Here is a 12,713-nt window from a genome sequence, read left to right on the forward strand (position 1 = left end):
TTTTTAGTAGTTAAGTCTTTCGAGACGTATTTTATTAAACTTTTCTTTTTTATTGTATTCCTGTAAAAGAATATATCCTTCTTTCCCGACGTACGGGATCACGGCGTAAGAATCTTTCTCCGAAATAGGAACGGTTTCCTGCTTGAAATTTCCGTTGATAAGCGTGTTTATAAATAGTTTCCAGCTTTTCTGTTTCGTTTCTTTATCTTTTTGATAATCTCTGAAAAAGAAGACAACATCATTGCCGTCATTGAGATATTGAGAAAACAAATAATCGCTTGTAGACAAAGATTTTTCCTTGTCAAAGATTTTTGCACCTTTTACTTTAAAATCTTTATCGGTAAATACATAAACTAAATCTGTCGTTTTGCCGGCGCCTGTGTTAAAATCTAACTTATATTTTTCCAGAAGAATTCCTACGCTGCCGTCTTTCAGGAAAAAAACGTCGCGCGGCTGAAGATGATAACTCTTTTCAACATATCCTAATTTGTCTATTTTTGGAATGTATGATGATAAGTCCGGTGCGTAATTTATCTTTTTTGTATCGATCTCAAATGTATTTTTATCAACAATTAGTCTCGCAAAACCTACGCCCAATTTGTTTTCGTAATTACGACCGAGAATTACTATTTTGTCGTCAAAAGTTTTATCATTATCCAAGTTTCTTGTGACAGAAGAAAAACTTGTAATATTATCCAAAGTATCGTCAGAAAGTCCAGTAATGGCTTTTGCAGCAATTTCTTTTCCTGTTTGCATATCTAAAACAAGAAGGCTGAATGATTTTGTGTCCGAATTTTTTTTCTCAAGAATAAAATAAATATATTTTTCATTTTTGTCTATAAGATTGATTTTTTCGCTGTTTTTCTTGTCGCCGCTTGTGTTGTATTTGTATCTCCAGATTTCGTTTTTATTGTCATCAAATTTAATCAGAGCGTTGTTGCTTACATATTTTCCATAATCGTTGAATTCAAGAGCGAGAAATCCGCCTTCTTTGATTTCAAAAACGGTAGAATAATAGTTGTAGCCTTTTTCTTTCTTTTCTTCTTTGTTTTCTTTTCTGGCTTCTTTCCAGTTTTTAGGCTGATTAATATCTTTAAAAACGCCGTTATCATAATCATAATAAGCTTTCCGCTGAATTGTATTTGTTGCCAGATCAATTTCCATGGAACGCGGTGTGAAAAGCTCTTTCATTTTCACCGTAGAATAATCTAAAGAACTTGGACGCAAAATGACTTTTTTTCGAAAATCTATATAACCCAGATATCCTCCGGCCGTGACATCGCCTTCAAACTCTTTGTTCGCGATAGGGTTGAGGTTTTTATCTAAAATCACATATTCGAATTTTTTTGAATGATCCCCAGATTTCCCATAAGAATATAAAGAAACATATCCGTAAAGATTATCATTGTCATCAAACAAAGCATTCATTCCCAAATGCTCGCCGGAAGCCAATGAAGCCAAATCCTGAGTTTGAGAATAATATAAAGCTTGTGCTAAACCAAAAGCTATTAATAAGATTTTTTTCATGATTAAATTTTCCCAAAAATAGAAAAAATTTTATCTGATTTTTATAAAAATAAAAAAAGCCCTGAAAATTTCTCAAGGCTTTGTGATTATATTTTAGAAAGTAAATTTCTGAAGTTTGTTTTCTCGTCGATGATTCGTCTCAATTCGGAAACGGGAACTCTTTCCTGCTGCATCGTGTCTCTGTCTCTTATCGTCACTGTATGGTCTGTAAGAGAATCGTGATCGATTGTGATACAATAAGGCGTTCCGATCGCGTCTTGTCTTCTGTAGCGTTTTCCGATCGCGTCTTTTTCTTCATAGAATAAGTTGAAATCATATTTCAGATCATTGAAGATATTTTCTGCATATTCCGCTAAGCCGTCTTTTTTCATTAAAGGAAGAATAGCCGCTTTAATTGGCGCTAAAGCTGGAGGCAACGACAAAACTGTTCTTTCCGAACCGTCTTCCAACGTTTCGTCTCTTAAACAATGAGCAAAAATTGAAAGGAATAATCTGTCTAAACCAACCGAAGTTTCCACCACATAAGGAACATAATTTTCATTTCTTTCCGGATCGAAAAACTGAAGTTTTCTTCCCGAGAATTCTTCATGCGCTTTCAAATCGAAATCTGTTCTTGAGTGAATACCTTCCAGTTCTTTAAATCCAAATGGGAAATTAAACTCAATATCCGCTGCAGCATTCGCATAATGCGCCAACTTCTCATGGTCATGAAATCTGTAATTTTCATTACCTAAACCAAGAGCCAAATGCCAGTTCAGACGTTTTTGTTTCCATTGTTCATAGAATTCCAGCTCAGTTCCCGGAGCAACAAAAAATTGCATTTCCATCTGTTCAAATTCGCGCATTCTGAAAATAAACTGTCTCGCAACGATTTCATTTCTAAAAGCTTTTCCGATTTGAGCAATACCAAAAGGAAGTCTGTGGCGTGAAGTTTTTTGTACGTTTAAGAAATTCACAAAAATTCCCTGCGCAGTTTCGGGTCTTAAATAAAGATCCATCGCAGAATCTGCAGAAGCACCCAATTTAGTTCCAAACATTAAGTTGAATTGTCTTACTTCAGTCCAGTTTCTGGAACCTGTGTCGGGATCGGCAATTTCCAATTCTTCAATTAAGGATTTTACATCAGCAAGGTCTTCATTTTCCAGAGATTTTGCTAATCTTGTCAGAATGGTTTCTCTTTTTGCGCGATATTCCAAGATTTTTGGATTTGTAGCTTCAAATTGAGCTTTATCAAAAGAATCACCGAATCTTTTTGCTGCTTTTTCGATTTCCTTATTTTCTTTATCTTCGATTTTGGCGCAGTAATCTTCAACTAAAACGTCTGCTCTGAAACGTTTTTTAGAATCTTTATTGTCAATCAAAGGATCGTTGAATGCGTCAACGTGGCCCGAAGCTTTCCAAGTAGTAGGATGCATAAGGATCGCCGAATCAATACCTACAATATTTTCGTTCAGCTGTACCATTGCTTTCCACCAATATTGTTTGATATTATTTTTCAGTTCTGCACCATTTTGTCCATAATCATAAACAGCGGATAAACCGTCGTAGATCTCACTTGAAGGGAAAATAAAACCATATTCCTTAGCGTGAGAAATCACTTTCTTGAAAACATCTTCTTGCTTTGCCATAATTCTTTTTACGTCTGAAGTGCAAAAATAATGTTTTTTATCTGAAAATATTAATATCGATACGAACCCACATTGGATATAGTCATTAAAAAGTATCCTCCCAAACCGACAATCAATAAAATGGAGGCAACAATCAATAATAATATTCTTACTGTCCGGTGTTTTTTAGGATCTGTAGCGGCCAAAGTAAGCGCGCCGGCAATGATGGAAATAATGATCAATGATTTGAAAAAGCTAAAATAGTCTGTCATAATTTTTAAACTTTCCTGTTTTACGAATGTAGAAAATTTTATTACTATTTAGGACTATTTTTTTTAGGAGCCGAGAACCTGCTTTCCGCTGTATCTTTTGCTCCACTTCGTTCCGCAAAAGGATGTCGCTGCAATCAGGGCTATAATATACTTTGAGTCTAAAATAATCCCAATAGTTTTTTCCAATAAAAAAAGTTCCAAAAATCCCTTATCTTTGTACACCAAAAACAAGGCATGTACAAATCGCTGATTCGCCCGATTCTTTTTAAATTTGATCCTGAAGATGTGCATCATTTTACTTTTTCGATGCTTAAAAATTTCGGATTTATTACCAGATTATTTTTCCCGAAACCTATTGAAGACAAACGTTTGGAAAGAGAAGTTTTCGGACTGAAATTTAAAAATCCGGTTGGTTTGGCGGCAGGTTTTGATAAAAATGCTGTTTTGTTCAACGAATTAGGTGATTTAGGATTCGGATTTGTAGAAATAGGAACTGTTACTCCAAAGGCACAAGCCGGGAATCCTAAAAAACGACTGTTTCGTCTTATAGAAGATGGTGGAATTATCAACCGAATGGGCTTCAATAATGAAGGTTTGGAAGCTGCCATCGAAAAGTTGAAAAGCAACAAAGGCAAAATCATCATCGGCGGAAACATCGGAAAAAACACCAATACAACGCCTGAAAATTACACGCAAGATTATTTAGACTGCTTTGAAGGTCTGCATCCGTATGTAGATTATTTTGTGCTGAATGTAAGCTGCCCGAATGTCGGAAGCCACGCCAAACTGGAAGATGTTGATTACCTGCGAGAATTGATTACCGAAGTAAAGAAAATCAATCAAACAAAATCAACTCAAAAACCAATTCTTTTAAAAATCGCTCCGGATTTAAATAATCAGCAACTTGATGAAATTATCGAACTGATTGCAGAAACAAAAATCGATGGAATTGTCGTTTCAAATACATCCGTAAACAGAGAAGGATTAAAAACATCTCCTGAAGGTTTAGCACAAATTGGAAACGGCGGATTAAGCGGAAAACCGATCCGAGAAAGAAGTACCGCAATGATAAAATATCTTTCCGAAAAAAGCAACAGAGCTTTCCCGATTATCGGTGTCGGAGGAATTCATTCTGCAAAAGATGCGATTGAAAAACTGGATGCCGGTGCAAGTTTGATTCAGCTGTACACTGGATTTATCTATGAAGGCCCACAATTGATTAATGATATCAATAAAGAAATTTTAACGAGAGCAAGCAGAATTGCAAAGTAATTATTTTGACTTCAAAACCGTAGCATTTTTGGTGTCAACTGTTAAAATATAAGCGGGAATTGTCTTTGTTTTTTCTATCTTAAATTTCAAAATATCAGGATTTTTTGTTGTTATTTTTTTTGTTTCATAAATGTTTTCAAGGCAACTTTCCGTGAGAAATTCTTCATATTTTTTATAGTTCCATGTGCTTGTGAAATATAAAACACGATACCCTTTTTCACCATCGCTTGCGCCACACATTCCGCAGGCGTTAAAGTTTGAAGTACGTTCAAAATATAATAAAATTCTGTTTCCCGATTGATCAGATTTGTAAGAAACCAATTCGTTTCCGCCATGTTTATCAATAAAATCAAAGGTGTTGATTTTTTTATTATTTGGAAGGATTAAGTAATTGTTGAAACGATAAATCATATTGTTTTTAGTGAACAATTTCGCATCATGAATTTTATTGCCTAAATAAAAGTTACCTGCGATTTCTTGGCCGGAATTACCGTTTTTAAATTCAATAATTTCTTTAGGTTTCAATGTTTTTGCAATGCTGTCTGTTTTTTCAATTTTTTGTGGTGAAGTGATTTTTGCCTGGAGAATTTTAAAGTTTTGTTTTTGCTTTTTCCCGAAATTATAGAGATACAGATTCCCGTGATCATAAATTCCCGACAAGGCGATTTTCTTTTGATATTTGTCGTAATAATACCAGCCTTCCACAAAATGCTGATATTGGCTGCAGTCTACAATTCCTTTGTAATTCAGCTGCATTGTAACCGGCATTCCTGCAATTTCTCCTTTGAAGATTTGTGAAGAATCAGTCACGCTTTTCAGATCAATTTTTTGACAGAAAGTAAGGATGAAATTAAATAAAATAAGGAAAGTTAAAAGTTTTTTCATGGTTTGGATTTAGTTTTATTTTTCTATCAAAGGAAAAAATGCGAAACCGTATAAATAATCAAACCGACCAATCCACCAACCAAAGTTCCGTTTACGCGAATAAACTGAAGATCTTTTCCTACTTCCAATTCAAGCTTTTCGCTCAATTCTTTTCCTTGCCAGTTTCCGACGGTTGAGCTGATGAGGTTTCCGAATTGATGCGTGTTTTTCAGAATATATTTGTAAGCCGTCACACGAACCCAATGATCGATTTTGTTCTGAAGACTTTCGTCGGTTTTCAGGTTTTGAGAGAATTCATTCAGATTTTTGGACAAATAATTCTTTAGCGAAGACTTTTCATCCTGCAATTCTTTCATCAATGTTTTTTTGATAGAAATCCAAATGTCATTAGAATATTCATTTAATTTGTCGTTTTTCAGGAGATTGTTTTTGATGTCTTTAAATTCATTTTCCCACTTCGGATCTTCTTTTAAATCAGAAGAAAATTCATAGATTTTTTTTGTGATCAAATCCCGGATTTCGTGTTCCGGATTTTCTTCCACTTCCTTAAAAAAATCTGAAAGTCCGCTGGAGATTTTCTCGGCGATTTTATTATCAACAAAAGAAGGAATAAAAGAATAGCTTCCTTTTTTCACGCGCTCCTGAATCATTTCATCGTTTTCAATGATATATTCTTTGATCTGTTTTGAAAGATTGGTGACAATTCTTTGATGGTCATTTTTATCTAAAAGGTAATTGATTCCGTTTCCTATAATCGCGTTGAGTTTTATATTATCGGTCATTTCCGACACTTTTTTGCTGATAAAATGACTTACTTCAGAATCATCAAGTTTATTAAGAATATCTAAAACAATATCCGAAAGATTTTTAATTAAAATTTCTTGATTTTTCTCTTTTGCGAGCCATTCTCCGACAAAGCTTGATACTTTTAATTTTTGAATATAAGGCCGGATATTTTGTGGCGAAAGAAAATTTGATACAACAAAACTTCCCAGATTGTCTCCCAATCTTTCTTTGCTGTTTTCGATAAGATTTGTGTGCGGAATTGGCAATCCCATCGGATGACGGAAAAGTGCCGTCACCGCAAACCAATCGGCCAAAGCGCCAACCATCGCCGCCTCGGAAAATGCCCGCACGTATCCGATCCAATGTGAGTCATTTGTCTTCTGGAAAATTGTCATTATAATAAAAACGATTGCCATCAAGACAAACAATCCTGTGGCAAAAGCTTTATATTTTCTTAGCTGTTTTCTTTTAGCTTCATCATTCATATCATCAAAAATTAACGGTGAAACTGATATTTTTAAAAAATATTACATCAAAAAACAATCCACACTTTCTCAAAAATAGCATATAAAAAATAAATGCTGAATATTTCAGCATTTATATAAAGTTACAGAATAAGTCTTACGCCTCCTAAATCTTCAACTCTGTGGCTGAATCGATCTCCAGGCGAAGAAATAAACATAAAATTCTTCGGGATATTCCAACGATTGCTAAGTTCATCTACTTTCTGTGGTGTGAATTGCCCTTGCTCGATAATATATTCCATGTCAACTTCAGGATATGCTCTGTCCAACGCATCAAAATCTGAAAGGAACTGGTCTGTAGGTTTTTGATATTCTTCCAAAACAGATACTATTTTTATTCTGTTGGTCACTTCGTTTTCATGAAGATACATCATCACTTTATTTAATGTAGAAATATCATCTCCTTTAGAGAAAAATACAAACTGCTGTTCGGTAAGTCTTTTGATAGAACTGCTGAGAGATCTTTCGCTTTTAATGATATGTTTTCTGTAGGTTCGATTGGTAGATTTAAGAGTTTTTACGATAAAAAACATAATATCTTTACGTGCAAGCATTGCAGAAACGATCAATACCGAAGGAAGGAAATAAGTAAGAAAAGTTAGCAAATACTCCGGTTTTGTTTTTATATTTCCGTAGATCGCGATTATAACAGCAATTAAGGCTATTAATACCGAAATTGGAGATGCATATTCCGGTCTCGGAAGCCTTGCCCGACGAATTTTCAGTAATATGTTTCCAATTGCAAAAAAAGCCATTACGGTAAGAAATGATAAGGCATAAACACCTGCCAAAGGACCAATTTCTCCTTTTGTAACGAAAAGTACCGATACACAAAGTAAAAAGAATAATATTAAAATCCTGTACGTGCTTCCTTTTTTGTTTTCTTTTAAAAAATAATTGGGAAGAATTCTATCAAGCGTCATTCTTTTAATTAAACCATTTACACCAACGAAAGAAGTAAGAACGGCTCCACTCAAAACCAGAACGGCATTTATCGAAATAATCGTGGCGAGTGTTTTTCCGCCTGTAAGTTCGGCCATGTGTGAAAGGAAAGAATTTTTATATTCATTCACTTCAGAAAGCGGCATGATTCCTATTGCTAAAATAGCCATCAAAGGATTGAGAACCGAAACGGCAATCCACATATTTTTTAAAGTTTTCGGGAAAACTCCTGCTTTTTGTTCTTCCACAAAGTTAGCAGAGCTTTCAAAACCTGAAATTCCGAGCATTGCAGCGCTAAATCCTAATATTAAAGCTTTAAAAATTCCTCCTGATTCTAAAGGTGAATGCCAGTTTTCAATAAAAAAACTTATGCCGTGCTGAAATATAAAAATGCTGCAGAATATAACCAGAACCAACATACAGGTTATGTGTAATATAAAGATAATTAAGGCCACAATTGCGCTTTCCGAAATCCCCTGAATAGTAAGAAATAAGAACAAAAGCAAGAGTCCAAATGTCGCAATTATCACATTAAAGCTCGGGAAAATATGATGTAAATAATGCATTCCTTCGGATGCTGAAATCACTGCGGTCGCCATATAAGATAATATGGTAAGCGTGGCGGCAATAGCGGCGTTATTTTTTGAAGATGAGTTGAGTAATACGTTGTAAGCTCCTCCATTTAAGGGAAGCGCGCCTACAACTTCACTGTAAATTTTCCGGAACAGAAAAAGAGTTCCTGCGACCATAAGCAGAGAAATCCAGGCATATTGCCCGGCAACACCAATCGTAAGAGCAGATACATATAAAACAGATGAAGTAATATCATTTCCGCAAATAGCCGTAGCGTACCATTCGCCAAGTTTTTTTTGAGACATCAGATGTGTTTTTAATTATTGTTTCAATTTCAGGTTACTAAAATATAGTATATTATACATAAAAATGGTATAAAACCGACTTGTTTTTCATATCGAATATTGATTTTTGATAGATTTTTTCTAAAATAGGTTGCCGAATTGATGTTAAAAAGTCCTAAATTGAGTTAAAGTTTCTAGATTTAACTGTTTGATAATTATGTTTTTATAATTTTGCACCACTAAAGTGAATAACAAAAATATTTAATGAAAGGATTATATAGCTTATTAGGTGTTGCATATATTATCACTACTTCATTTTACCTTTCTCCGGAAAAATTAAATGTAAAAAATGATAATATCAACACAAAAAAAATAGAAACTGTAGTTGAAACAAAATCTGTAAATAACGAAAAAAATGTAAGTTCTTCCGAAGAATTATATAACTCAATCTTATTTGAAGCAGATCATAAAATTAATTTTGATGCTTTTTCAGCAGCTTTATTAGGATTTGAAAATTTAAAAAAAGCAGGAATGCTTGACCAGGATGCGCATTTATTGACAATATGCGATTTTTCTATGTCTTCGAACAGCAAAAGACTTTGGGTAATTGATCTGAATGATAAAAAAGTATTATTCAATTCATTGGTTGCCCACGGAAAAAATACGGGAGAAGAATTTGCGACAAATTTTTCGAATACAGAAAGCTCACTTCAAAGCAGTATAGGATTTTATATTACAGACGCAACATACAATGGAGACAACGGATATTCGTTGAAACTGCTGGGAATGGATAAAGGATATAATGATGCAGCATACAAAAGAGCGGTGGTGATGCACGGAGCAGATTATGTAAGTGAAGAGTTTGCGGCAATGCACAAAAGAATTGGAAGAAGTTGGGGTTGCCCCGCTGTACCAAGAGATTTGACGCAGCCAATCATTAATACAATAAAAGGAAGAAATTGCCTTTTCATTTATTATCCTGATCAAAATTATCTTTCATCTTCGGAATGGTTGAAAGCATAAACAACATAACATTTTAATAAAAAAGCAGTCAAAATTTGACTGCTTTTTTATTAAAATTCTTGATTGAGCTTATGATATATTTTCCATTGAAAAAGTAAATATTACGATGTAAACTTTTTAAAGATCAAAGTAGCATTATGGCCTCCAAATCCAAAAGCGTTGCTTAATGCAAAGTTTATGTTCTTTTCTTTGGCTTCTCCAAAAACGATATTTACGTCTTTTGAAATATTTTCATCAATCTTATGAAGATTAATAGTTGGAGGAATGATTCCATTTTCAATAGCCTTTATCGAAAGAATGGCTTCCACGGCTCCGGCAGCACCTAATAAATGTCCGGTCATTGATTTTGTCGCGCTTATATCAAGATTTTTACTGCCTTTAAACAATTTATTAATTCCTTTTAATTCAACCAAATCACCTAATGGAGTAGAAGTAGCATGCGGATTTAAATAATCAATATCTTCAACATTCACTGCTGCTTCATCAAGCGCCAGCTGCATTGCTTTGATTGCACCGACGCCGTCAGGATGAGGTGCGGTCATGTGATAAGCATCGGCTGTCATTGCAGCCCCCACCAATTCTGCGTAGATTTTTGCGCCACGAGCTTTTGCGTGCTCATATTCTTCCAAAATCAATGCTCCAGCGCCTTCACCCATTACAAAACCATCACGTTCTGCATCATAAGGTCGACTGGCTGTTGAAAAGTCATCATTTCTGGTCGACATGGCTTTCATGATAGAAAAGCCGCCAACTGAGGCCGGAGTGATTGCCGCTTCAGAACCACCACTGACAATTATTTTAGCTTTCCCCAAACGAATATAATTAAAAGCATCCATGATTGCTGTATTTCCGGTGGCGCAGGCAGATACGGTTGTGTAATTGATTCCCTGCAGTCCAAATTTCATTGAAATCATTCCTGACGCCATATTTGCTATAAATTTAGGAACGAAAAAAGGATTAAAGCGCGGCGTTCCGTCTCCTTTTGTGAATTCCATGACTTCACTTTCGAAAGTCCACATTCCGCCTTGCCCGGTTCCCCAGATTACACCTACATCGAAAGGATCCATATTTTCAATTTCAAATCCTGAATCCAGAATGGCTTCCGCTGAAGAGTATAATGCGTATTGTGTAAAAAGATCGCTTCTTTTGATTTCGTTGTGCGTTAAATGAACTTTTGCATCAAAATCTTTCACTTCACATGCAAAATGAACTTTGTGTTTTTCTGTATTGAAATGCGTGATTAAACAAGATCCGCTTTTTCCGTTGATACTGTTTTGCCAAAAATCTCCGACATTATTTCCCAAAGGCGTTACGGCACCCAATCCTGTAATGACAACTCTTTTCATATGTAGATTCTATTGTTTTAAAGATCATATGTTATCGCCGGAATTTTAATTTTATTCTAAATCCAAAGCGATTTCATATTTAATTATTGATTTTAAATAAATTGGATGTGCCTCTTGCGATCAGGCGTGTTTTATCGGCATTCCAGATTTCGCATTGAGCATTTACAAATTGCTTTCCTCTTTTAATTATTTTGGTTTCGGCTACAATATCATCATTTTCTTTTGCTGTTGAAAAATAATCGATCACATTACTGATGGTTGTAATGAATGATTTTTCGTTCAAAGAAAACATAGTTGCGCCGATAATATCATCCATAATTGCTGCAGTTACGCCGCCATGAAGGTTTCCCATGGGATTCAGCCATTCTGGTCTTACCGTATATTTAAATTCTATCTTTCCTTCTTCTGCCGAAATTACAACAGGATTGAGCCAGCGCATAAAAGGTGATGGCGATTCTGAAAACTCTTTTCCGATAAAAGTTTTCAGCTTTTCTAATTTATCCATAATTTTTTATGATTGAATTATTTTTATTTCTTTATCAATAATATATAAAACTCTGTCCAATGCAAGGTTTAGAAAGTTTTCGTTGCCTGTTGTTTTAGAAAGCAGGATTCCGCCTTCGATCTGCATGATAAACAGCGATGCGTATTCTTCGGAATTTATTTCAAAATTAAATTCTCCATTTTTTTGTCCCAGCTTAATAGTATCTGAAATTTTCGAGATCCATTCTTCGAAAGATATTTTCACCTGATTTTTGAGATTTGGAAAGGTGTCGTCAGATTCCGTAGCTGCATTCATCAGCGGACAGCCACCGTTTGAGAACACGAAATTCCAGTTTTTACGGTAAAAAGCCACGAATGCATGCAATTTGTCAAGCGAAGAAGGAAACTCATCACCAAAAGATTTTGACAGATTTCTTTTCAACAACCCCGAATTGTATTTATAAACTTCCAAAGCCACTTCATCTTTATTTTCAAAGTTGCCATAAATGCTTCCTTTCGTGAGGCCTGTAGCTTTTGTGATGTCGGAAAGCGACGTAGTTGTGTAACCTTTGGTGTTAAACAAAGTTGCCGATTTCTCAATAATGTACTGTTTTGTCTTTTCTGCTTTAGACATCATCATGCAAATATACAAAAATATACCAATCGGTATATTTTAAGATAAAATAAATCTGAATCGCTTAGCAATTCAGATTAAGATTTAATTATATTTAAGCTAAAGTAGCATTCAAAGTAATTTCAAAGTTGAAAGCTGCACTTACGGGACAACCTTCTTCGGCGATTTTAGCATATTTCTGAAACTCTTCCTCGGAAATTCCGGGAATTTTTGCTGTTAAAGTCAATTCAGATTTTGTAATTTTTCCAACGCTAGGATCTAAAGTGATTACAGATTTTGTAGTCAATTCTTCCGGTGTAAAGCCGGCTTGAGAAAGCTCTGCGCTCAATTTCATGGTAAAACAGCCTGCATGAGCTGCTGCCAATAATTCTTCAGGGTTTGTTCCTACACCTTCTTCAAAACGGCTGCTGAAAGAATATTGAGTTTGGTTTAAGGTTGTGCTTTGTGTTGTTAAATGTCCTTTTCCTTCTTTTACGGTACCGTTCCAAACGGCTGTTGCGTTACGCTTCATAATTAATAATTTTGTTATGTTAAATTGAATATAAAAATACAAAA

At 34.9% G+C, this 12,713-nt stretch carries 13 protein-coding genes; 2 read left to right on the top strand and 11 right to left on the bottom strand.

What is annotated here, in order from left to right; all coding sequences use genetic code 11:
• Positions 1–3 precede the first annotated feature (3 nt).
• The 4 genes from AC6CHK_RS02480 to AC6CHK_RS02495 form a co-directional block, all read right to left on the bottom strand.
• On the bottom strand, positions 4–1,527 hold the full coding sequence (locus AC6CHK_RS02480) for a hypothetical protein (protein ID WP_498093232.1): 1,524 nt from the start codon (positions 1,525–1,527) through the stop codon (positions 4–6).
• Positions 1,528–1,613: 86 nt separating this feature from the next.
• The gene (locus AC6CHK_RS02485) at positions 1,614–3,155 is read right to left on the bottom strand and encodes a glycine--tRNA ligase (RefSeq protein WP_498093233.1); all 1,542 of its coding nucleotides are present in this window, start codon (positions 3,153–3,155) and stop codon (positions 1,614–1,616) included.
• Between the two features lie 50 nt (positions 3,156–3,205).
• Entirely contained in the window at positions 3,206–3,406 is a 201-nt protein-coding gene (locus tag AC6CHK_RS02490) for a hypothetical protein (RefSeq protein WP_498093235.1), read from the bottom strand.
• Between the two features lie 63 nt (positions 3,407–3,469).
• Positions 3,470–3,592 (bottom strand): hypothetical protein, encoded by a 123-nt coding sequence (locus tag AC6CHK_RS02495; protein WP_498093237.1) that lies wholly within the window; start codon positions 3,590–3,592, stop codon positions 3,470–3,472.
• Positions 3,593–3,640: 48 nt separating this feature from the next.
• Here AC6CHK_RS02495 and AC6CHK_RS02500 point away from each other — a divergent pair, with 48 nt between their 5' ends.
• Positions 3,641–4,678, top strand: a complete 1,038-nt coding sequence (locus AC6CHK_RS02500) for a quinone-dependent dihydroorotate dehydrogenase (protein WP_498093238.1) — start codon at positions 3,641–3,643, stop codon at positions 4,676–4,678.
• On the opposite strand, the gene AC6CHK_RS02505 is transcribed toward AC6CHK_RS02500, so the two are convergent.
• From AC6CHK_RS02505 to AC6CHK_RS02515, 3 genes are all read right to left on the bottom strand, one after another.
• Positions 4,679–5,563, bottom strand: coding sequence for a hypothetical protein (locus AC6CHK_RS02505; RefSeq protein WP_498093239.1), 885 nt, complete (start codon positions 5,561–5,563; stop codon positions 4,679–4,681).
• Between the two features lie 26 nt (positions 5,564–5,589).
• A complete protein-coding gene (locus AC6CHK_RS02510) occupies positions 5,590–6,834 on the bottom strand; it encodes a DUF445 domain-containing protein (protein WP_498093241.1) in 1,245 nt (414 codons plus the stop codon).
• A gap of 122 nt (positions 6,835–6,956) precedes the next feature.
• On the bottom strand, positions 6,957–8,693 hold the full coding sequence (locus tag AC6CHK_RS02515) for an APC family permease (RefSeq protein ID WP_498093243.1): 1,737 nt from the start codon (positions 8,691–8,693) through the stop codon (positions 6,957–6,959).
• A 243-nt stretch (positions 8,694–8,936) separates the two neighbouring features.
• Between AC6CHK_RS02515 and AC6CHK_RS02520 the strand changes: the two genes are divergently transcribed.
• Positions 8,937–9,695, top strand: coding sequence for a murein L,D-transpeptidase catalytic domain family protein (locus AC6CHK_RS02520; RefSeq protein ID WP_498093245.1), 759 nt, complete (start codon positions 8,937–8,939; stop codon positions 9,693–9,695).
• 101 nt (positions 9,696–9,796) lie between these two features.
• Here the strand turns inward: AC6CHK_RS02520 and fabF are convergent, their stop codons facing one another.
• The 4 genes from fabF to AC6CHK_RS02540 form a co-directional block, all read right to left on the bottom strand.
• Positions 9,797–11,041 (bottom strand): beta-ketoacyl-ACP synthase II, encoded by a 1,245-nt coding sequence (fabF, locus tag AC6CHK_RS02525; protein WP_498093247.1) that lies wholly within the window; start codon positions 11,039–11,041, stop codon positions 9,797–9,799.
• Between the two features lie 79 nt (positions 11,042–11,120).
• Positions 11,121–11,546, bottom strand: coding sequence for a PaaI family thioesterase (locus AC6CHK_RS02530; protein ID WP_498093249.1), 426 nt, complete (start codon positions 11,544–11,546; stop codon positions 11,121–11,123).
• Positions 11,547–11,552: 6 nt separating this feature from the next.
• Positions 11,553–12,161, bottom strand: coding sequence for a TetR/AcrR family transcriptional regulator (locus AC6CHK_RS02535; RefSeq protein ID WP_498093251.1), 609 nt, complete (start codon positions 12,159–12,161; stop codon positions 11,553–11,555).
• Between the two features lie 91 nt (positions 12,162–12,252).
• Positions 12,253–12,669, bottom strand: coding sequence for an OsmC family protein (locus AC6CHK_RS02540; protein WP_498093253.1), 417 nt, complete (start codon positions 12,667–12,669; stop codon positions 12,253–12,255).
• Positions 12,670–12,713 lie beyond the last annotated feature (44 nt).

The organism is Chryseobacterium sp. GQ58, assembly GCF_059758895.1.

What these genes read in the sequence shown, in the direction of transcription:
- AC6CHK_RS02480 (WP_498093232.1), bottom strand. Translation starts at nt 1,527, where the DNA reads ATGAAAAAAATCTTATTAATAGCTTTTGGTTTAGCACAAGCTTTATAT.
- AC6CHK_RS02485 (WP_498093233.1), bottom strand. Translation starts at nt 3,155, where the DNA reads ATGGCAAAGCAAGAAGATGTTTTCAAGAAAGTGATTTCTCACGCTAAG.
- AC6CHK_RS02490 (WP_498093235.1), bottom strand. Translation starts at nt 3,406, where the DNA reads ATGACAGACTATTTTAGCTTTTTCAAATCATTGATCATTATTTCCATC.
- AC6CHK_RS02500 (WP_498093238.1), top strand. Translation starts at nt 3,641, where the DNA reads ATGTACAAATCGCTGATTCGCCCGATTCTTTTTAAATTTGATCCTGAA.
- AC6CHK_RS02505 (WP_498093239.1), bottom strand. Translation starts at nt 5,563, where the DNA reads ATGAAAAAACTTTTAACTTTCCTTATTTTATTTAATTTCATCCTTACT.
- AC6CHK_RS02510 (WP_498093241.1), bottom strand. Translation starts at nt 6,834, where the DNA reads ATGAATGATGAAGCTAAAAGAAAACAGCTAAGAAAATATAAAGCTTTT.
- AC6CHK_RS02515 (WP_498093243.1), bottom strand. Translation starts at nt 8,693, where the DNA reads ATGTCTCAAAAAAAACTTGGCGAATGGTACGCTACGGCTATTTGCGGA.
- AC6CHK_RS02520 (WP_498093245.1), top strand. Translation starts at nt 8,937, where the DNA reads ATGAAAGGATTATATAGCTTATTAGGTGTTGCATATATTATCACTACT.
- fabF (WP_498093247.1), bottom strand. Translation starts at nt 11,041, where the DNA reads ATGAAAAGAGTTGTCATTACAGGATTGGGTGCCGTAACGCCTTTGGGA.
- AC6CHK_RS02530 (WP_498093249.1), bottom strand. Translation starts at nt 11,546, where the DNA reads ATGGATAAATTAGAAAAGCTGAAAACTTTTATCGGAAAAGAGTTTTCA.
- AC6CHK_RS02535 (WP_498093251.1), bottom strand. Translation starts at nt 12,161, where the DNA reads ATGATGTCTAAAGCAGAAAAGACAAAACAGTACATTATTGAGAAATCG.
- AC6CHK_RS02540 (WP_498093253.1), bottom strand. Translation starts at nt 12,669, where the DNA reads ATGAAGCGTAACGCAACAGCCGTTTGGAACGGTACCGTAAAAGAAGGA.